This is a genomic window from Buttiauxella sp. (assembly GCF_035271705.1).
In the GTDB taxonomy this organism is placed as follows: Bacteria; Pseudomonadota; Gammaproteobacteria; order Enterobacterales; family Enterobacteriaceae; genus Buttiauxella.
Genome location: NZ_DATERI010000029.1, coordinates 1 through 20,082, shown reverse-complemented (window position 1 = coordinate 20,082; position 20,082 = coordinate 1). Strand labels below are relative to the sequence as shown.

Genomic DNA, 20,082 nt, shown 5'->3' with positions numbered 1-20,082 from the left:
ATGAACATGTCCGGGCATGGAAATATGGGCAATATGGGGAATATGGACCATGGCAAGATGAATCACGGCAGCATGAACCACGGCAAGCAGGGTGCGGGTTTCGACTTCCATAATGCCAACAAGATTAACGGCAAAGCGTTTGATATGAACACCCCAGCGTTTGTAGCCGAGAAAGGCAAATACGAGAAATGGACCATTTCCGGTGAAGGCGACATGATGCTGCATCCCTTCCATATTCATGGCACGCAGTTCCGCATCCTCAGTGAGAATGGCCAACCGGTCGCGGCACATCGTCAGGGCTGGAAAGACACCGTGCATGTGGAAGGCGCACGCAGTGAAGTGTTAGTACGTTTTGAACATGCCGCTTCTCAGGAACATGCCTATATGGCGCACTGCCATCTGCTGGAACATGAAGACACTGGCATGATGTTAGGATTTACGGTGGCATAGGTAGGAGAAGGAGAAAGCCAGTTCCCTCTCCCTGAAGAGAGAGGGGTAAGGTGAGGGGAAATGTTACTTCGCGTCCGGCAATGCGTAAGCGACGATGTAATCGCCCATGGTGGTTCCGAAGGAACCGTGGCCACCCGCAGAAATCACGACATACTGTTTGCCATTCACTTCATAGGTCATCGGCGTTGCCTGGCCACCGGCTGGCAGACGCGCTTCCCACAGCTTCTCACCGTTGCTCATGTTATAAGCGCGCAAATAGTTATCTGCGGTTGCGCCAATAAACAGCACGTTCCCTGCGGTCGAAATTGGGCCACCCAGCATTGGCATCCCCATTTTAAACGGCAGCGGAAGAGGTGAGCTGTCACGCACCGTACCGATACGTTTTTTCCACACCACTTCGTTGGTTTTCAAATCTACCGCAGAGATGTAGCCCCACGCCGGTTGCTTACATGGTAAGCCGAACGGAGAAAGGAACGGGTTCAACGTAACGCCATACGGCACGCCGTACTGCGGCTGAATACCAGATTCAGAACCGCTACCTTTAGCCTCTTTCGGTGGTTCCATCGGGTTGCCTGGACCGCGTGGCATTAGTTTAGAAACAAACGGCAGCGCCATCGGGTTAGCAATCGCTACCTGGCGGTTAGGGTCGACTGAAATCCCACCCCATTCGAACATCCCCAGGTTACCCGGGAACACCAACGTACCTTGCTCAGACGGTGGTGTGAAGATGCCTTCATAACGCAGGTTGTGGAAGATAATGCGGCAGACCATCTGGTCATACAGCGTCGCCCCCCACATATCCGCACCGCTCAGATCTTTCTTTGGACGGAAGCTCAAATCGGAGAACGGTTGGGTTGGGGTAACGTAATCGCCTTTCGCTGCACCTTGTGGAACCGGTTTTTCCGGAGCCGGAACCACCAGTTTGCCGTCACGACGATCCAACACAAAGATGTTGCCGGTCTTCGCAGGTGCATAGACAACCGGAACGGTTTGGCCGTTGACGGTAATATCGGCAAGCGTTGGCTGTGATGGCATGTCCATATCCCACAGGTCATGGTGAACCGTTTGATAAGACCACGCCAGTTTCCCGGTTGTTGCGTTCAGTGCCACGATGCTGCTGGCAAAGCGTTCCTGTTCCGGTGTGCGGTTACCGCCCCAAATATCGGGCGTGGTGACTCCCATCGGCAGGTACACCAAATCAAGCTTCGCATCATAGGCTGCTGGCGCCCAGGAGTTCGGTGAGTTAAGGGTGAAATGGTGCTCGTCACCTGGAATGATATTCGGATCTTTTGCAGCTGGATCGAATGCCCACAACAGTTTGCCGCTGTTCACATCAAAGCCACGGATAACACCAGACGGCTCGCGAGTGGAGAAGTTATCCGTCACGGCACCCGCAATGACGATAACTTTATCGGTAATAATTGGCGGTGAGGTTGGCTCATACATGCCTGGTGTGGTCACCGGCATATTGGTTTGCAGATTGAGGATGCCTTTGTTAGCAAAGCTTTCGCACAGCTGACCGTTGTCGGCATTGATTGCAAACAGACGCCCGTCATTCACTGGAAGGATGATACGACGTGGACAATCAGACACGACATCTGGATTGGCATTATCAGCCGTTGCTTCGTGGTAAGAGACCCCACGACACGTTACGTGCTGGAATGAAGGATTGGTATCAAGTCGCGGATCGAATTTCCACTTCTGCTTACCGGTAGCCGCATCCAGCGCAAACAGTTGCTGGTGAGCGGTACACAGGTAAAGGGTGTCGCGGATTTTAATCGGAGTGACTTCGTTGGTGATTTCACCCGGATCAGTTGGGCGCTTCACGTCACCCGTCTGGAAGGTCCACGCTTCTTTAAGCTGAGCAACGTTTTTATCGTTGATCTGCTTTAATGGGGAGTAGCGCTGACCTTCCTGATTGCGGCCATATGCAGGCCAATCAGCATCAGGAATGGTGGAACTTGCGCTAGTTGTCACTTCATCGCTTTTCAGCGTGCCGTTGATTTCCTGCGGATCGTTAAATACTGCCCAGGCCAGTGCTACCACGGTAATCGCCAACACTGCGCCAAGTGCTGGAGCTGCACCTGTAGCAGGTAGAATCAGGTGACGATAAACAAACGGTAGCAGTAACCATACGCCGAAGAAGAAAAGTACGTCTAAACGTGGTGTTAACGCCCAGAAATCGAAACCGACTTCCCATACTGACCACGCCATAGTGCAAAGCAGTAATGCGGCATATAACCACAGTGCCAAAGCTTTGCGTTGCCAAAGTAACCATGCGGTGACAAGCATCACCACCCCTGCAATTGGGTAGTACCAGGAACCCCCAATTGCCACTAACCATATCCCGCCAATAAGTAAATACAGCCCGGTCAGTACTGCAAACAGGGTTGTTAAGGTTGCGATGACTCGCGAACCAGAGTTATTTGTTTCCACAATTATCACGCTCTTAAAAATTTGATAGCAACTCATTATAGTTATTAACAAGTGTGATATTCATCACATAAATGGCCTTTTTACTGATAGCGGATGAGAATGTATTTTGCTGTTATACTGCTGGCCTGAATATTTTGTATTGGTTTAAAATCAACCGATATCGAATGATTTATTTTTAAATCATATGGTTATAACTATGAAACATACTGTTGAAGTGATGATCCCCGAAGCGGAGATCAAAACCCGTATCGCTGAATTGGGTCGTGAGATCACTGAACATTATCGTGATAGCGGTAGTGATATGGTGCTGGTTGGCTTGCTGCGTGGCTCATTTATGTTCATGGCTGACTTGTGCCGTGAAGTACAAGTGCCTCACGAAGTCGATTTTATGACGGCATCGAGTTATGGCAGTGGCATGTCCACTACCCGCGATGTGAAAATCCTGAAAGACCTCGATGAAGATATTCGCGGCAAAGACGTGCTAATCGTCGAAGATATTATCGACTCTGGTAATACGCTGAGCAAAGTGCGCCAAATTCTGAGCCTGCGTGAACCAAAGTCACTGGCTATATGTACGCTGCTGGATAAACCAGAGCGTCGTGAAGTGGACGTTAACGTCGAGTGGGTAGGTTTCGCGATTCCTGACGAGTTCGTGGTGGGATACGGTATTGACTACGCTCAGCGTTATCGCCATCTGCCATACGTCGGTAAAGTGGTTCTGCTGGACGAGTAACTTGTCGAAAAACGCGACGCTTTAACTATCAAAAAGGGCCTAAAGGCCCTTTTTGCTATCTGTATTACTGAGTAGGTGTTCTATTCTTGTGGCCGCTATTGGAGTTTTGGAAATTCGAAATCCCGCTGCGGTAACCTTTCTCAAGTGATTCGCGGCTGGTGGCGGTGACTTCCAGGTCACGCAGGCGACCATCGTGAATACCATAAGCCCAACCGTGTACTGTGACTTTCTGGCCACGTTTCCACGCTGACTGCATAATGGTGGAATGGCCGAGGTTATAAACCTGCTCCATCACATTCAGTTCACAAAGCGCATCCAGCCGCTGCTCCGGTGGGAGTTCTCCCAGTAGCGAACTATGCTTGTACCAGATATCGCGGATGTGCAGTAACCAGTTGTTGATAAGCCCTAAATCTGGGTTTTCAACCGCCGCTTGTACACCACCGCATCCGTAATGACCGCAGATGATAATGTGTTCAACTTCAAGAACATCTACCGCGTACTGAACAACAGAAAGGCAATTTAAATCCGTATGAATTACCAAGTTTGCGACGTTACGGTGAACAAACAACTCGCCAGGCTCAAGGCCAGTCAGACGTTCAGCAGGAACGCGGCTATCAGAACAGCCAATCCACAAGAAGCGAGGTTTTTGGGCTTGAGATAAGCGTTCAAAAAAGCCCGGGTCTTCGTCCTCCATCAGTTTTGACCAGACCTGGTTATTGCTGATGAGGGTATCAATGTCTTTCATGGAGGTTAACAACCTGTAACGGAATAAGTGCGTTGAGGTAATATAGGGGAACTGAATAAATTTTAAAACTGCTATCCCCGTCATACTTCAAGTTGTACGGGAGTTGACTGCACCGCGAATCATATGGGGCATAACTTTTAGTATCGGACAAGGCAACCGTAAATAATGACAATTGCATTAGAGCTGGAACAGTTAACGAAAACCTATCCCGGCGGTGTACAAGCACTGCGTGGCATAGATCTTCGTGTTGAAGCAGGGGATTTTTACGCTCTGCTGGGGCCAAACGGCGCAGGAAAATCTACCACCATCGGTATTATCAGTTCATTGGTAAATAAAACCTCAGGTCGGGTTCGCGTGTTTGGTTACGACCTGCAAAAAGACATTGTTAACGCTAAACGCCAGCTTGGGCTGGTGCCGCAGGAATTTAACTTTAACCCGTTTGAAACTGTGCAACAGATTGTTGTTCATCAGGCTGGCTACTACGGCGTTGAGCGTAGCGAAGCCATCGCACGTAGCGAAAAGTACCTAAAACAGCTCGATCTGTGGGAAAAACGTAACGAACGTGCACGCATGTTGTCCGGTGGTATGAAGCGTCGTTTAATGATTGCCCGCGCGTTAATGCATGAACCCAAATTGCTGATTCTTGATGAACCCACAGCGGGCGTCGATATTGAACTGCGTCGCTCAATGTGGGGCTTCTTAAAGGACTTGAACGACAAAGGCACCACCATCATTTTGACCACTCACTATCTTGAAGAAGCAGAAATGCTGTGCCGTAACATCGGTATTATTCAAAATGGCGAGTTGGTCGAAAATACGTCAATGAAATCATTGCTCTCCAAACTTAAGTCAGAGACTTTTATCCTCGACTTAGCGCCGAAAAGCCCATTACCTCAGTTAGAGGGGTACCAGTACCGTTTGGTGGATACCTCGACTCTGGAAGTGGAAGTGTTACGTGAGCAGGGAATAAATAGCGTATTCAGCCAGTTAAGCTCCCAAGGGGTTCAGGTATTAAGTATGCGTAACAAAGCAAACCGTCTGGAAGAGCTGTTCGTCACGCTGGTCAATGGTCAGAAAGGAGATCAGGCATGATGAATCTCTATTGGGTGGCGTTAAAAAGTATCTGGACTAAAGAAATCCACCGTTTTACGCGTATCTGGATACAAACCCTGGTACCGCCTGTCATCACCATGACGTTGTATTTTATCATTTTCGGTAATTTGATCGGTTCGCAAATCGGCTCAATGCATGGTTTTACCTACATGCAATTCATCGTGCCGGGCTTGATCATGATGGCGGTGATTACCAATTCTTATGCCAATGTTGCCTCTTCATTCTTTAGCGCGAAGTTCCAGCGCAACATTGAAGAGCTGCTGGTGGCCCCGGTGCCTACGCATATTATTATCGCCGGTTATGTTGGCGGTGGTGTGGCGCGTGGCCTGTGTGTGGGGATTTTGGTCACTGCGGTGTCGCTCTTCTTTGTCCCGTTCCAGGTGCACTCCTGGCTGTTTGTGGCATTAACGCTCTTGTTGACCGCCATCCTGTTCTCGCTCGCCGGTTTGTTGAACGCAGTGTTCGCCAAGACGTTTGATGACATCAGCCTGATTCCCACTTTCGTACTGACACCACTGACTTATTTGGGCGGCGTGTTCTACTCATTAACGTTATTGCCACCGTTCTGGCAGGCCTTATCTCACCTGAACCCGGTTGTGTATATGATCAGCGGTTTCCGCTACGGTTTCTTAGGGATTAATGATGTGCCGTTGCTGTTTACCATTACGGTCTTGGTCGGCTTTATCGCCGCTTTCTACATTCTGTGTTGGTATCTGATTCAGCGTGGGCGTGGTTTACGGAGTTAATCTCGTTATCCTCCCCGAAAGGGGAGGTTAAATATCACCTTTCGTACCCACTTTTGATTAGTATCAGGGAGCCTATTTTATCCTCTGGCACACTGTCGCCCTGTTAATAGGAGAACGACATGTTAGGTTGGGTGATTGCCGGTCATGATGACTATGCTCAGGATATGCTGGATGCGATTGAGCGTCGTTTTGGCCCTCAGCCTCAGTGTTGCGCTGTGAATTACTGGAAAGGGCTGAGCACCAATATGCTGAGCCGTATGATGTGTGATGCACTGTATAATTGCGATTCTGGGGATGGTGTGGTCTTTCTGACCGATATAACCGGAGCCGCACCTTATCGCACCGCAGCATTAATGAGCCACCAACATCCCCATTGTGAAGTGATCTCCGGTGTTACGCTGCCAGTGTTGTTTGCTATGCGTAAGTTTCGCAGCACGTTGACCAGTGAAGAGTTCCGTGACTGTATCGTTGAGCAGGGCGGGGACGACATCACCAGCCTTTGGCATCAACAACAAAAAAATCCTCCCTTTGTCTTACTCCACCAATATTGATCTGAAAGGTTGGTATTGGGCGGGCATTTGTTAGAATGACCGCTTCTTTTCGTCCTTGAGACACTCAGTGCATTTATATCCGTTATGCTAACTCGCCTTATTTTTGCTGCTCTGATGCTGATTTGTGGCAGTAGTGCTAGTGCTAGCCTGCTCAGCAGCCACCATACTCCCGCGCAATACATGCAAACCATTGAAGATGCCGATATTTGGGCGCAGGTGGGAGATAAAGTTATCTCTGTCGGCACCATTGAGGAAGGGCAAATTCTGGCGGTAGTCCCGGTGGCGGCAGATTATTACGAGTTCAATTTTGGCTTTGGTACCGGCTTTATTGATAAAACTCATCTGGAGCCAGTGCAGGGGAAACAACGTGTTGAAGACCGTTTGGGTGATTTGCATAAGCCATTGAGTAACCAAAATCTGGTGACCTTCCGGGATGTTGTTGTGTATAACGCGCCAGACAGTGGTAGCGCCCCGTTTGGTACGCTAGCTAACAACTTACGTTATCCGATTATTGCCAGACTGAAAGACCGGCTCAACCAAACCTGGTATCAAATTCAAATGGGTAACCGCCTTGGGTATGTCAGTAGCCTTGATGCCCAGCAGGACAACGGCATTCCGGTACTCACCTATCACCATATTCTGCGTGACGAAGAGAACACGCGTTTCCGTCATACTTCTACCACTACGTCGGTTGTGGCATTCAACAACCAAATGACGTGGCTGCGGGATATGGGCTACACCACTCTGACGATGTATCAGCTCGAAGGTTATGTCCGTAATCGCATGAATATGCCTGCACGTGCAGTAGTGATTACTTTTGATGATGGGCTAAAGTCAGTTTATCGCTACGCTTATCCGATCCTCAAAGCGTATGGTTTCAAGGCGACCTCATTTACTATTTCGTCACGCATTAAAGCGCATCCACAACCCTGGAACCCGAAGTCACTGCAATTTATGAGTATCTCGGAATTGCAGGCCAGTCAGGATGTGTTTGATATTCAGTCACACACCCATTTCTTGCATCGCGTTGACGCTAACCGCCAGCCGACACTCTTACGCCGTACTTACCGCAATATCCTGCTCGACTTTGAACACTCAAGACGTGCGCTGTCGCAGTTTAATCCGCATGTTATTTTCCTTTCCTATCCGTTTGGCGGCTATAACGATAAAGCCGTGCAAGCGCTAAATGATGCGGGGTTCCATATGGCGGTGACCACGGTACAGGGGAAAGTGAAACCGGGAGATAACCCATTTTTGTTGAAACGAGTTTATGTATTACGCACTGACTCGTTAGAAACGATGTCGAGGCTGATTACCAACGAGCCGAAATCGTGAGATAAAAAAAGGCCTGCTTGAAAAAGCAGGCCTTTTTAATTCGACGCTGAGGGGGTCAGGCAACCTGAACCGGTACGGCTTTCGCCAGGCGTTTCATTTCGTTATCGCCATCAAAATAAGCTACTTTCGGCTGCCAGCTACGTGCTTGCTCATCCGGCATCGTCACATAAGTTGCGATAATGAGAATGTCGCCTTCATCGGCACAATGCGCCGCAGCGCCGTTGACCGAAATAATTCTCGAACCCCGTTCGCCAGCGATTGCGTAAGTAGAAAAACGCTTACCGTTGGTGACGTTATAAATATCAATGGCTTCATATTCCAGAATGCCAGCCGCCTCAAGGAAGTCCTGATCGATGGCGCAGGAGCCTTCATAGTGCAAATCCGCCTGCGTCACTTTGACACGGTGAAGTTTGCCTTGCAGCATGGTGCGTATCATAGCTTAAACCTTCGTCACTATTGGGTTACGTAAACGACAAGCTCAGTGCTTGCCGTCGGAAGTTAGTCGGGCAGTATTGCCCGATTTTGCCAGGCTGTCTACTGTGTCAGTTTGACCTGAATATTATCAATTAAACGCGCCTGACCAAGCCATGCCGCCATCAGCACCACTGCACTTTTGCTTTCAACATTCAGTTCTAACAATGTATCCGCATCGCGGATTTGCAGGTCATCTGAACGGAAGCCTTTTTCATTTAGCTCAGTCGCAGCGATAGCCAACATTTCTTCGGTATCACGCTCGCCGGCACGCAGTTTGTCCGCCAGAGACTGCATCACTTTATGCAAGCCCGGTGCGATTTTGCGTTGCTCTGCATTCAAATAGCCGTTGCGGGAACTCAGCGCCAGGCCATCTTTTGCGCGCACCGTTGGCACACCAATGATCTCAATGTCATAACCCATGTCTGCAACCATTTTGCGAATTAACGCGAGTTGCTGGAAATCCTTCTCACCAAAACAGGCGATGTCAGGTTGAACCATGTTAAACAGTTTGCTGACAATGGTAGAAACGCCACGGAAATGCCCAGGGCGGCTTGCACCTTCGAGCATTGTTGAAAGCCCTGGAACTTCAACGAAAGTCTGTGAATCCAGGCCTTTCGGGAAAATGTCGCCAGGTGCAGGCGCAAACACCAGATCCACTTTGCGGTGATTAAGTTTTTCGCAATCTTCCTGCAAGGTACGTGGGTAGCGCGTTAAGTCATCCGGGCGATCAAATTGCATCGGATTCACAAAAATGGTGGTTATCACCACATCGGCGCGGCTTTTCGCCTCGTCGACCAGCTTCATATGTCCGTCATGCAGGTTTCCCATAGTCGGGACCAGCGCAATACGCTTGCCTTCCTGGCGCCAACGGCGGATCTGCTGACGCAGCAGCGGTATCGTTTCGATAATCAACACAACCCTTCTCCTGTCAGTGGAAACTATGTTCTTCAGCTGGGTAGGTACCGGACTCAACCTCGTTGATGTACTGGCGCACCGCAGCTCGCATGTCACCGGTTCCTGTGAGGAAGTTTTTCGCAAATTTTGGAATATGACCACCGGTAATGCCGAACGCATCATGCATCACCAGAATCTGACCATCAGTGACATTGCCAGCCCCGATACCAATAACCGGGATTGCCAGTGCGTCAGTAACGCGTTTTGCCAGCGCAACGGGTACGCATTCCAGCACTAACAGTTGTGCACCCGCGGCTTCCAACGCCTTGGCATCATCAAGCAGCGTTTGTGCAGCAACTTCATCGCGACCCTGGATTTTATAACCGCCGAAAATATTCACCGACTGCGGTGTTAAGCCCAAATGCCCACAGACTGGAACTGCACGTTCGGTGAGCATTTTAATGGTATCAACCAGCCAGCGACCCCCTTCGACTTTGACCATATTCGCACCCGCACGCATCACTTCTGCCGAGTTGGCAAAGGTTTGCTCTGGGGTGGCGTATGCCATGAACGGTAAGTCAGCCAGCAACAGGCAATTTGGTGCGCCTCGACGCACTGCGCGGGTATGGTAAACAATATCTTCTACGGTTACCGGCAGTGTGGAGTCATGGCCTTGAACGGTCATCCCTAATGAATCGCCAACCAGCATCACACCAATGCCTTCCTCGGCAAACAGTTTTGCAAAGCTGAAGTCATAAGCCGTGATGGTGGCGAACTTGCGTTGAGCCTGTTTCCATTGGCGCAACTGAGACATAGTGATTGGTTTCATGGCAGTCCCTGGGAATTAAGGGTGGGGAGTGAAATCTAAATACTCTTCAACTTTCATGTTGCAGGGTATAACAAGTAAAACACGTCCGTGGTTACCAAAAAGAGATCCCATCCTGGGAGAGATTATCTAAAACGTTAGCGACTGGCTGGCCGTCTGGGAATGCGCAATCAGGTGCGATTTCCAGCAACGGAACCAACATGAACGCACGATTTTTCATATCGTAATGCGGCACGGTAAGCGTTGGCGTGGCAACAGTCAGAGTACCGAACAGCATAATGTCGAGATCAAGTGTGCGTGGCCCCCAGCGCTCGGCTTTGCGCACCCGGCCGTGTTCCAACTCAATACGTTGAGTATGGGCCAGCAAGCCTTCCGCAGACAGTTCAGTTTCCAGTGCGACAGCAGCATTGAGGTAATCAGGTTGGTCTTGCGGGCCGAGTGGCTTCGTTCTGTAGAAAGAGGAGATTGCAACCACCCGGCTTCCCGGAATGGTTGCAATGGCGTCCAGCGCTTGAGTCACTTGCTCAAGCGGGAGTGCCTGGTTGCTGCCAAGGGCGATATACGCCAGTGTCATGCACTTCCTCCGCTACGTTTACGCGGGCGACGATGACGGCGGCGTACCGTGGGTTCATCACCTAACACATCAAGCATATCTTTTTGTGCCGGTGGAGCTGCCACCTGGAATTCACCCCACCATTTGGTCAGGCGTTGTAATTCCTGGTTGTTTTCCACTTCGGCACGCAGCGCCAGTAAATCATAAGCGGCACGGAACTTAGGATGCTCCATCAGCTTCCATGCGCGTTTGCCCTGGCGGCGCGACAGACGAAGCTGCAAGCCCCAGATGTCACGTACCAGAGTGGTGATTCGTTTTGGAATAGCCAGCGCACGGCAGGCTTCATCCAGCACTTCGTTCATCGCTAATGCGAAGGCGTCCATATAGGCAAGCCCGCTTTCCTGAGTCAGCTTTTGAGCCATCTCCAGTTGCGGATACCAGAAAATGGCGGAGAACAAGAAGGCCGGATTAACACGCATATCGTTATGAATGCGGGTATCGGTATTCTTCAGCACCTGAGCGATCATGCGCTCCATTGGGCTGTCACCCTGCTCGGTAAAGTAGCGGGTGATGGTCGGGAATAACGGCTGGAATAGCTGATATTCACGCAGTAATTCATACGTATCGTAGCCGTGGCCGGTTTGCAGAAGCTTCAGCGACTCTTCAAACAAGCGGGCTGGCGGGACGTCATTAATCAACGTCGCTAAGCGCGGAATAGGTTCACCTGTTTCCGGGCTAATCGTCATATTCAGCTTCGCGGCAAAACGCACCGCACGCAACATGCGTACTGGGTCTTCGCGATAACGTGTTTCAGGGTCGCCAATCAGACGGACGACGCCATTGTGTAAATCACGCAGGCCACCGACATAATCACGAATTGAGAAATCAGCCACGCTGTAATAGAGACTGTTGATAGTGAAATCGCGGCGCTGAGCATCTTCTTCGATAGAACCAAAGATGTTATCGCGCAGCAACATGCCATTCTCACCGGTCTGTGAAGTCAGTTTGTCAGACTTTTGCTCTTCGTGGTGACCACGGAAAGTAGCAACTTCGATGATTTCCGGCCCAAACATCACATGTGCCAGGCGGAAGCGACGGCCAACCAGACGGCAGTTGCGGAACAATTTACGCACCTGATCTGGCGTTGCGCTGGTGGTGACATCAAAGTCTTTCGGCTGTTTGCCAAGCAACAGGTCACGGACACCGCCGCCCACGAGGTAAGCCTCGAAGCCCGCTTTGTTCAGACGATAGAGTACCTTGAGGGCATTTTCACTGATATCTTTGCGGGACAGAGCGTGCTGGTCACGCGGAATAACCGTGATTTGCGGGAGATCTTCACTCTCCTCGACCACGACGTCATCGCGGTTAAGCACCTTGCGGCAAAAATTAGCGACTCGGGTAAAAATAGTACACCTCGGCAGTGTCAATCATAGGGACAAAAAAAACAGCGGCTAATCATAGCTCAGTGCGTGGCATTTGAGAATGACGTATTCACGAAGTGCCTGGCACAACATCCAGCAGCGACCAATTTTTCACCGCCAGATTGAGTAGCTCACTGAGCGTTAAATCTTGCCAGCCAGCAATTTCTGGTTGGTTCAAAAACGCCAGTGCTGCATGAATAACCGGACGTGGATCGCCCTGTGGTAGGGCTGGCGCGTGATTCTGCTTAGATAACTTGGCACCATTCTCGTTGAGCACCAATGGCAAATGAACGTAATCAGGTACCGTCCAGCCAAACTGTTGATACAGCGAAATTTGCCGCACCGTAGGTTCAATTAAATCTGCACCGCGCACAATTTCACTCACGCCCTGAAAATTATCGTCCACAACTACAGCAAGATTATAGGCAAATAACCCGTCCCGGCGGTGAACGATGAAATCTTCACGGGCCAGTTTTTCATCGGCAATTAACTTTCCGTGCAGTTTATCGGCAAAACTTAATACCGGATGATTTTGTACAAAACGTAACGCAGCATTCTCTGGGCCGTGATTCAGCGTGCGGCAATGGCCGTCGTAATAACCGCCAATTTGCTGAATGCGGCTGCGGGTACAGGTGCAGTAATAACTCAAACCTTGTTGGTGCAAGAAGGAAAGTGCTTCTCGATAGGCTTCATGTCGTTGGGATTGCCACAAAACCTCACCATCCCAGAGCAGTCCATAATGTTCTAATTGCTGCAATATCGTCGTGGCAGCACCAGGGACTTCACGAGGCGGATCGATATCTTCAATGCGAACCAGCCATTGCCCCTGCTGTGCGCGTGCTTGTAGATAACTGCCAAGTGCAGCAATAAGTGAACCGAAATGGAGTTCACCTGAAGGTGAGGGGGCAAAACGTCCAATATAGCGAGATAGGGTCATCAGTATTGTGACAAGCTAGAAATGAATAAGGCGGGAGAGTCTCCCGCCTTTGAAAGCATACCCGTCATACTTCAAGTTGCAGGTGCGTTGGCGGCACCCGTTTGCCCCCGTCACATAGCTCTCTATGCTCCTGGGGACTTACGGTCTGGTCGCCTTCCTGCAACTCGAATTATTTTGGGTACGTGGTGAAATTGCGGGCTGTTAGCCAGCCATTTGTTTTTCGCGAATTTCTGCCAACGTTTTACAGTCAATACACAAATCAGCTGTCGGGCGAGCTTCGAGACGGCGGATGCCGATTTCAACACCGCAGGATTCGCAGAAACCGAAATCTTCGTCTTCTACTTTCTTGAGGGTCTTCTCGATTTTCTTGATCAGTTTACGTTCCCTGTCACGGTTACGCAGTTCGAGGCTGAATTCTTCTTCCTGGGCTGCACGGTCAACCGGATCCGGGAAGTTTGCTGCTTCATCCTGCATATGCGTTACCGTGCGATCAACTTCATCCATAAGTTGGCTACGCCAGGCTTCAAGAATACGCTTGAAGTGCGACAGCTGGGCTTCGTTCATATACTCTTCGCCCGCTTTCTCCTGATATGGCTCCACCCCAGCGATGGCGAGGATACTCAGGGACGATGTTTTACGCTTTTGCCCTTCTTGCATGTTGTTTCTCCTTAACACGCACTATCGGTCCCCTGGTTGGGGGAAAATCAGGCCGCTATAAATAGCAGATGCTTTTCAGGATGGCAATTATATAAATTCCTCTCTTGACAAGCCTGTGAAGAAAAGCGTATTTACGCGAGCCGCCAGCACACAAAATAGACGAACGTTTATCCCCATTATCTTTCAAGTTGCAGGTGCGTTAGCTGCTATCGCTCACCCGAATCACTTACTTGATTAAGCTCATCGGGATTCGTTCTTTTGCTGCCTTCCTGCCCCTTGAAATCTATTGGGTATATTCAAGATAAAATGACAGGTAACGGCGAAATTAGAGTTACCCCACTTGTAGAAAGTTCAGCCTTGTAGGCGAGAAGTTCTACTCCGCACTGTTGCGCCTCGGATAACAACTGCGCATATTTTGCATCGATGTGGCGTGCCGGGGAGACTTGAGTAATAGCCGAATGTAGCACTGCAAACAGCAGCACCGCGCGTTCACCCTGCAAAACCACGTTCATCAATTCTCGCAAATGCTTCTGGCCTCGCAGGCTCACAGCATCTGGGAAATAGCCACAATTTTGTTGTGATAACGTGACTGATTTTACTTCAATATAGCAGTTAACCTTACAATCTGCTTGCAACATAAAATCAATACGGCTGCGTTCTGCACCGTACTTTACTTCACTTTTAATTATGCTGTAACCCGTTAATTCAGCAATGGTTTCATTCGTTAAAGCTTCTTTGGCAACCGTGTTGGCGCGTAGTGTATTTACACAGATAAACTCGCCATTTTGCGTCTGTGTGATTTCCCAAGTGTGAGGATATTTACGCGTCGGATTATCTGAGGTGGAATACCAAACTGTGTCGCCAGGCGTTGCACAGCCGGTCATGGCGCCGGTATTCGGACAATGAAGCGTGAGTTCTTCGCCGGAAAGCGTGACCACATCGGCCAGAAAGCGTTTATAACGTTTGATCAGGGTGGCTTGCTGCAATGGGGGGCTAAATTCCATTCATTCTTCCTTTACCCGTCATATTTCAAGTTGTTGGTGTGTTGGCTTCTCGCCTGCCAACAACTCGAATTATTTAGGATGTATTATTTAATGACCAGCGCTGCAACGGCTGGTAACGCGTTCGCCCTTGTTTGAAAACAGACTCATACAATACAAATTCTTCTACCTGATATTGCCAGCGGAAATTGGGAGGCGGGATTGAAACTGCACGCGCTGTATTGCGATAAATCGTGATATGTGGATGAAAAGGCTGAGGACTTTGGTAACAGCCGCTGCGAGCCGCCTGAGAGCGTAACATGTTTGCCAACTGAATGAGTCCTAAAGGTGCATGGCGTGGACCCATCCACACGACATTCGATCGCAGCCATTGCCCTGCATCATCAATCGTCAGGGTAAAGCCGCGCTGGCGGATCCGCCCAGCTAATTGGCTGAGCGCCTTTTGCTTTTCCACGCTGATGTCACCCAAAAAGGCGAGCGTGAGATGCAGGTTGGCGGCGGCAATCGGACGCCCGGTATCTTCAGGAAACTGTGTGGCACGCCACTGGATAATCTGTTGTTGCACATCATCAGGGAGTTCGAGGGCAAAGAACAGACGGCGAGTTTCAGCCATGGTGGTCTCTCGGTAATAGATTGCTACAATAGCGAACTTCGCATCATACCTTTTTGGAGCCATTTGTGTCGTCATTACCGGTCGCCGCAGTGCTACCTGATATTCTTCACGCTTTGCAAAATGCACCGCAAGTTTTACTGAGTGCGCCAACGGGTGCCGGTAAATCGACCTGGCTGCCGTTGCAGATTTTGCAGCAGGCTAACTTAGGTGGGCGCATTCTGCTTCTTGAACCGCGTCGCCTGGCGGCACGTAATGTTGCACAACGTCTGGCGGAATTACTGGGTGAAAAACCAGGTAAAACAGTAGGTTACCGTATGCGTGCCGAAACCTGCGTGGGGCCAAAAACACAGCTCGAAGTCATTACCGAGGGCATTCTGACGCGAATGATCCAGAATGATCCAGAGCTTGAAGGTGTGGCTCTGGTGATCCTTGATGAATTTCATGAACGGAGTTTGCAAGCTGACCTCGCGTTAGCGTTGTTGCTCGATGTGCAGCAGGGCTTACGCGACGATCTCAAACTTCTGATTATGTCTGCAACACTGGATAACCCGCGCCTGCAACAGTGTTTGCCCAACGCGCCAGTGGTCACCTCTGAAGGGCGGGCGTTTCCTGTTGAGCGCCGCTACACCCTGCTTTCCACACATCTTCGTTTTGATGAGGCGGTGGCTATTGTGGTGGCAAACTTGCTGCGGGAAGAATCGGGGTCGCTGCTGCTGTTTTTACCCGGTGTCGCTGAAATCCAACGCGTTTTTCAGCAGTTACAAGAGCGAGTCGCAAGCGACGTGCAGCTTTGCCCGTTATACGGTGCACTGCCTTTAAACGAGCAGCGCAAAGCGATTTTGCCTGCGGCAAACGGTATGCGCAAAGTGGTGCTGGCGACTAACATTGCCGAAACCAGTCTCACCATCGAAGGCATCCGCCTGGTGGTGGATACTGCCCTTGAACGAGTGGCGCGTTTTGATGTTCGCACTGGATTGACGCGGCTTATCACCCAACGTATCAGCCAGGCATCGATGATTCAGCGGGCTGGGCGAGCAGGGCGACTGGAACCGGGTATTTGCCTGCACTTAACCAGTGCCGAGCAAGCAGAACGCGCGGCCACCCAAAGCGAACCGGAAATACTGCAAAGTGATCTTTCCGGCCTGTTGCTCGATTTGCTGCAATGGGGCTGCCAGGATCCGCATCAACTGACCTGGCTTGATACTCCTCCCACCGCCAATCTTGCCGCCGCACGGACATTATTACGCCAGCTCAATGCACTAGACGCGCAAAACAGGCTCACGCCAGTCGGCCAGCAGATGGCCAATTTGGGTAACGAACCCCGCCTCGCGGCGATGTTGGTCAATGCTAAAACCGCCGATGAACAAGTCACCGCAGCACGACTGGTCGCCATTCTGGAAGAACCGCCCCGCGGTCAGGACAGTGATTTGCGAAATGCGTTTAGTCGTCGGCAGGAAAATTGGCAGCAGCGGAGTTCACAGTTATTAAAGCGGCTGAATAATCGTGGTGGTAGTGTGGATTTGACTCTTGCCGCCCCGTTACTGGCTCACGCTTTTCCCGATCGTATCGCCCGACGTCGTGGCCTGGATGGCCGTTATCAATTAGCGAACGGTATGGGGGCGATGCTCAATCAGGACGATCCTTTAACGCGTTATGAATGGCTATTAGCGCCTTTATTACTGCAGGGGAGTCATACTCCTGATGCGCGTATCTTGCAGGCCATTCCGCTGGAGATCGACGCGCTGACGGCGCAGTGCCCATCGTTATTAAACCAAAACGACTCTATTGAATGGGATGAAACCCAGGGCACCTTGAAAGCTTTTCGTCGTACGCAGATTGGCAAACTGGTCGTTAAGGTTCAGCCGCTGGCGAAACCTTCCGAAGAAGAGTTGCATCAAGCGATGCTTAACGGCATTCGCGAAAAAGGCCTGGCGGTACTGAACTGGTCATCCCATGCGCAACAATATCGTTTACGCCTGGCATGTGCGGCAAAATGGTTGCCGGAACTTGCCTGGCCTGATGTTTCGGATGATGCTTTGCTGCGCGATTTAGACCGCTGGTTATTACCTGAACTGCATGGTGTACACTCGTGGCGTGCGCTAAGAAACATTGATGTCACACGTGCGTTACACAATCTACTCGACTGGAACACACGCGTTCGTCTGGATAGTGCGTTGCCAACTCATTACACTGTGCCAACAGGAAGCCAGATAGCCATTCGCTATGATGATGAAAATCCCCCAATTCTTGCCGTTCGTATGCAAGAAATGTTTGGTGAAGCGAGAACGCCAGTGATTGCCGAAGGCCGTGTGCCTCTGGTTCTGGAACTGCTCTCCCCGGCACAGCGCCCACTGCAGATAACGCGTGATTTAACCGCTTTCTGGAATGGAGCCTATCGGGAAGTGCAAAAAGAGATGAAAGGACGTTATCCAAAACACGTCTGGCCGGACTCGCCAGCAGATGCGCTGCCCACGCGGCGGACTAAAAAGTACCAATGACTTTGAGAGATTTCCTCTTCCGTCTTTTATAGAGGAAAGGAAAATCAGGCCTTGCGCCTTTTTTTGGTGGAGATAGCAATGGCGGGGAATGACCGCGAACCGATTGGACGTAAAGGTAGACCTTCACGTCCTGTAAAAGAGAAAGTAAGCCGCCGTCGAGTCCGCGAAGAGGAATACGACGCGGATTACGATGATGATTATGACGACGAGGAACCGATGCCGCCACGCAAAGGAAAAGGCAGCGGCAATGGCCGTCCGCCAAGTAAAAAGCGCCGCTGGTTGTGGTTCTTCGTAAAACTGTTTGTTGTCTTCTTCGTGCTGTTCGTGATTTACGGTGTCTATCTTGACCAGAAGATCCGCGCGCGTATTGATGGCAAAGTCTGGCAGTTGCCGGCAGCCGTATATGGCCGCATGGTGAACCTTGAACCCGACATGCCGTACAGCAAAAAAGAGATGGTCAACCTGCTGGAGGCCACGCAGTACCGTCAGGTAACGAAGATGACGCGTCCTGGTGAATTTACGGTGCAGGGCAACAGCATTGAGATGATCCGTCGTCCGTTTGATTTCCCTGACAGCAAAGAAGGGCAGATCCGCGCACGTCTGATTTTTGATGGCGACCATCTGGAATCGATCCAGAACATGGACAGCAACCGCAGCTTCGGTTTCTTCCGCCTGGATCCACGCTTGATAACCATGTTGTCTTCGCCAAATGGTGAGCAGCGTCTATTCGTCCCACGCACCGGCTTCCCGGATTTGTTGGTTGATACGCTCATTGCCACCGAAGACCGCCATTTCTATGAACACGATGGGATCAGTTTCTACTCCATCGGTCGTGCGATGCTGGCGAACTTAACCGCGGGTCGCACCGTGCAGGGCGCAAGTACGCTGACTCAACAGTTGGTGAAAAACCTGTTCCTGTCGAGCGAACGTTCATACTGGCGTAAAGCGAACGAAGCCTACATGGCGCTGATTATGGACGCCCGCTACGGCAAAGATCGTATCCTTGAGTTGTATCTGAACGAGGTGTACCTCGGCCAGAGTGGGGATAACGAAATTCGCGGCTTCCCACTGGCGAGCCTGTACTACTTTGGCCGCCCGGTTGAAGAACTGAGCCTTGACCAGCAAGCGTTGCTGGTGGGCATGGTGAAAGGTGCGTCGATTTACAACCCATGGCGCAACCCTAAACTGGCGCTGGAACGTCGTAACCTTGTGCTGCGCTTGTTGCAAGAGCAGAACGTGATCGACCAGGAGCTTTACGACATGCTGAGCGCACGCCCTCTGAGTGTGCAACCGCGTGGTGGTGTCATTTCACCACAGCCTGCGTTTATGCAAATGGTGCGTAACGAGCTTCAGACTAAGCTTGGCGACAAAGTTAAAGACTTGTCTGGTGTGAAGATCTTCACCACTTTTGACTCCGTTTCCCAGGACGCGGCAGAAAAAGCGGTAAGCGAAGGCGTTCCCGTTCTACGCGCCTCTCGTAAGCTGAAAGATCTTGAAGCGGCAATGGTCATTGTTGACCGTTCAACCGGCGAAGTTCGTGCGATGGTTGGTGGGGCGGAAACGCAATATGCTGGCTTTAACCGTGCGATGCAGGCTCGTCGTTCTATCGGTTCTCTGGCAAAACCTGCAACCTATCTGACGGCGTTAAGTCAACCCGATGCCTATCGTCTGAATACCTGGATTGCCGATGCACCCATTGCCCTGAAGCAGCCAAATGGCCAAGTTTGGTCGCCACAAAACGACGATCATCGCTACAGCGGCCAAGTGATGCTAGTTGATGCGTTAACGCGTTCGATGAACGTACCAACGGTCAACTTGGGTATGGCGCTTGCCCTGCCAGCGGTTACCGATACCTGGATTAAACTCGGTGTGCCAAAAGAGCAGTTGCATCCGGTTCCGGCTATGTTGCTGGGCGCACTGAACCTAACGCCAATTGAAGTGGCTCAGGCATTCCAGACCATTGCCAGCGGCGGTAACCGGGCAACGCTTTCTGCCTTGCGTTCGGTGATTGCTGAAGACGGTACGGTGTTGTATCAAAGCTTCCCGCAGGCGGAACAGGCCGTTCCTCCACAGGCGGCTTACATGACGCTGTACACCAT

General features: G+C 50.7%; 18 protein-coding genes and 1 pseudogene. 8 read left to right on the top strand and 11 right to left on the bottom strand.

The annotated features are described in order from the left end of the window. Positions 1–450: multicopper oxidase domain-containing protein (locus VJY99_RS02190; RefSeq protein WP_324115911.1), on the top strand; the 450-nt coding region annotated here is incomplete at its 5' end. A gap of 63 nt (positions 451–513) precedes the next feature. On the opposite strand, the gene VJY99_RS02185 is transcribed toward VJY99_RS02190, so the two are convergent. After that, entirely contained in the window at positions 514–2,922 is a 2,409-nt protein-coding gene (locus tag VJY99_RS02185) for a glucose/quinate/shikimate family membrane-bound PQQ-dependent dehydrogenase (RefSeq protein ID WP_414641560.1), read from the bottom strand. Between the two features lie 160 nt (positions 2,923–3,082). Here VJY99_RS02185 and hpt point away from each other — a divergent pair, with 160 nt between their 5' ends. Next, positions 3,083–3,619 (top strand): hypoxanthine phosphoribosyltransferase, encoded by a 537-nt coding sequence (gene hpt, locus VJY99_RS02180; RefSeq protein ID WP_324115909.1) that lies wholly within the window; start codon positions 3,083–3,085, stop codon positions 3,617–3,619. 64 nt (positions 3,620–3,683) lie between these two features. On the opposite strand, the gene can is transcribed toward hpt, so the two are convergent. Further along, positions 3,684–4,364, bottom strand: coding sequence for a carbonate dehydratase (gene can / locus VJY99_RS02175; RefSeq protein WP_324115907.1), 681 nt, complete (start codon positions 4,362–4,364; stop codon positions 3,684–3,686). Positions 4,365–4,529: 165 nt separating this feature from the next. On the opposite strand from can, the gene VJY99_RS02170 reads away from it, so the two are divergent. The 4 genes from VJY99_RS02170 (at position 4,530) to VJY99_RS02155 (ending at position 8,109) form a co-directional block, all read left to right on the top strand. Beyond that, positions 4,530–5,456, top strand: a complete 927-nt coding sequence (locus tag VJY99_RS02170) for an ABC transporter ATP-binding protein (protein WP_324115905.1) — start codon at positions 4,530–4,532, stop codon at positions 5,454–5,456. Continuing rightward, positions 5,453–6,223, top strand: a complete 771-nt coding sequence (locus tag VJY99_RS02165) for an ABC transporter permease (protein ID WP_324115904.1) — start codon at positions 5,453–5,455, stop codon at positions 6,221–6,223. The genes VJY99_RS02170 and VJY99_RS02165 overlap by 4 nt, the downstream gene beginning before the upstream one ends. Before the next feature lie 119 nt (positions 6,224–6,342). After that, positions 6,343–6,774: a PTS sugar transporter subunit IIA gene (locus VJY99_RS02160; RefSeq protein ID WP_324115902.1), complete on the top strand. Its 432-nt coding sequence runs from the start codon at positions 6,343–6,345 to the stop codon at positions 6,772–6,774. Positions 6,775–6,858: 84 nt separating this feature from the next. Beyond that, positions 6,859–8,109: a polysaccharide deacetylase family protein gene (locus VJY99_RS02155; protein ID WP_324115900.1), complete on the top strand. Its 1,251-nt coding sequence runs from the start codon at positions 6,859–6,861 to the stop codon at positions 8,107–8,109. Between the two features lie 55 nt (positions 8,110–8,164). Here the strand turns inward: VJY99_RS02155 and panD are convergent, their stop codons facing one another. The 9 genes and pseudogenes from panD to thpR form a co-directional block, all read right to left on the bottom strand. Further along, on the bottom strand, positions 8,165–8,545 hold the full coding sequence (gene panD / locus VJY99_RS02150; RefSeq protein ID WP_324115898.1) for an aspartate 1-decarboxylase: 381 nt from the start codon (positions 8,543–8,545) through the stop codon (positions 8,165–8,167). A 98-nt stretch (positions 8,546–8,643) separates the two neighbouring features. Continuing rightward, positions 8,644–9,498: a pantoate--beta-alanine ligase gene (gene panC / locus VJY99_RS02145; RefSeq protein ID WP_324115896.1), complete on the bottom strand. Its 855-nt coding sequence runs from the start codon at positions 9,496–9,498 to the stop codon at positions 8,644–8,646. Between the two features lie 13 nt (positions 9,499–9,511). Next, positions 9,512–10,306, bottom strand: a complete 795-nt coding sequence (panB, locus tag VJY99_RS02140; RefSeq protein WP_324115894.1) for a 3-methyl-2-oxobutanoate hydroxymethyltransferase — start codon at positions 10,304–10,306, stop codon at positions 9,512–9,514. Positions 10,307–10,397: 91 nt separating this feature from the next. Then, positions 10,398–10,877, bottom strand: a complete 480-nt coding sequence (gene folK / locus VJY99_RS02135) for a 2-amino-4-hydroxy-6-hydroxymethyldihydropteridine diphosphokinase (protein ID WP_324115892.1) — start codon at positions 10,875–10,877, stop codon at positions 10,398–10,400. Further along, complete coding sequence (gene pcnB, locus VJY99_RS02130) at positions 10,874–12,262, bottom strand: polynucleotide adenylyltransferase PcnB (protein WP_324115913.1); 1,389 nt, start codon at positions 12,260–12,262, stop codon at positions 10,874–10,876. Before pcnB ends, folK begins: the two co-directional genes overlap by 4 nt. 56 nt (positions 12,263–12,318) lie before the next feature. After that, positions 12,319–13,214 (bottom strand): annotated as a pseudogene (gluQRS, locus tag VJY99_RS02125) (tRNA glutamyl-Q(34) synthetase GluQRS). 201 nt (positions 13,215–13,415) lie between these two features. Then, positions 13,416–13,871 (bottom strand): RNA polymerase-binding protein DksA, encoded by a 456-nt coding sequence (dksA, locus tag VJY99_RS02120; RefSeq protein WP_124022313.1) that lies wholly within the window; start codon positions 13,869–13,871, stop codon positions 13,416–13,418. Between the two features lie 296 nt (positions 13,872–14,167). Then, positions 14,168–14,875: a DNA/RNA nuclease SfsA gene (gene sfsA / locus VJY99_RS02115; protein ID WP_324115889.1), complete on the bottom strand. Its 708-nt coding sequence runs from the start codon at positions 14,873–14,875 to the stop codon at positions 14,168–14,170. Positions 14,876–14,948: 73 nt separating this feature from the next. After that, positions 14,949–15,485 carry an RNA 2',3'-cyclic phosphodiesterase gene (gene thpR, locus VJY99_RS02110; protein ID WP_324115887.1) on the bottom strand — a complete coding sequence of 179 codons (537 nt, stop codon included), beginning with the start codon at positions 15,483–15,485 and terminating at the stop codon, positions 14,949–14,951. Positions 15,486–15,550: 65 nt separating this feature from the next. Here thpR and hrpB point away from each other — a divergent pair, with 65 nt between their 5' ends. Together hrpB and mrcB are read left to right on the top strand one after the other, a co-directional pair. After that, entirely contained in the window at positions 15,551–17,983 is a 2,433-nt protein-coding gene (gene hrpB, locus VJY99_RS02105) for an ATP-dependent helicase HrpB (RefSeq protein WP_324115885.1), read from the top strand. A gap of 78 nt (positions 17,984–18,061) precedes the next feature. After that, positions 18,062–20,082: bifunctional glycosyl transferase/transpeptidase (mrcB, locus tag VJY99_RS02100; RefSeq protein ID WP_324115883.1), on the top strand; the 2,021-nt coding region annotated here is incomplete at its 3' end.

Bases quoted from the DNA above. Each gene is read 5' to 3' on its own strand.
- VJY99_RS02185 (WP_414641560.1), bottom strand. From the start codon at position 2,922: ATGAGTTGCTATCAAATTTTTAAGAGCGTGATAATTGTGGAAACAAAT.
- hpt (WP_324115909.1), top strand. From the start codon at position 3,083: ATGAAACATACTGTTGAAGTGATGATCCCCGAAGCGGAGATCAAAACC.
- can (WP_324115907.1), bottom strand. From the start codon at position 4,364: ATGAAAGACATTGATACCCTCATCAGCAATAACCAGGTCTGGTCAAAA.
- VJY99_RS02170 (WP_324115905.1), top strand. From the start codon at position 4,530: ATGACAATTGCATTAGAGCTGGAACAGTTAACGAAAACCTATCCCGGC.
- VJY99_RS02165 (WP_324115904.1), top strand. From the start codon at position 5,453: ATGATGAATCTCTATTGGGTGGCGTTAAAAAGTATCTGGACTAAAGAA.
- VJY99_RS02160 (WP_324115902.1), top strand. From the start codon at position 6,343: ATGTTAGGTTGGGTGATTGCCGGTCATGATGACTATGCTCAGGATATG.
- VJY99_RS02155 (WP_324115900.1), top strand. From the start codon at position 6,859: ATGCTAACTCGCCTTATTTTTGCTGCTCTGATGCTGATTTGTGGCAGT.
- panD (WP_324115898.1), bottom strand. From the start codon at position 8,545: ATGATACGCACCATGCTGCAAGGCAAACTTCACCGTGTCAAAGTGACG.
- panB (WP_324115894.1), bottom strand. From the start codon at position 10,306: ATGAAACCAATCACTATGTCTCAGTTGCGCCAATGGAAACAGGCTCAA.
- folK (WP_324115892.1), bottom strand. From the start codon at position 10,877: ATGACACTGGCGTATATCGCCCTTGGCAGCAACCAGGCACTCCCGCTT.
- dksA (WP_124022313.1), bottom strand. From the start codon at position 13,871: ATGCAAGAAGGGCAAAAGCGTAAAACATCGTCCCTGAGTATCCTCGCC.
- sfsA (WP_324115889.1), bottom strand. From the start codon at position 14,875: ATGGAATTTAGCCCCCCATTGCAGCAAGCCACCCTGATCAAACGTTAT.
- thpR (WP_324115887.1), bottom strand. From the start codon at position 15,485: ATGGCTGAAACTCGCCGTCTGTTCTTTGCCCTCGAACTCCCTGATGAT.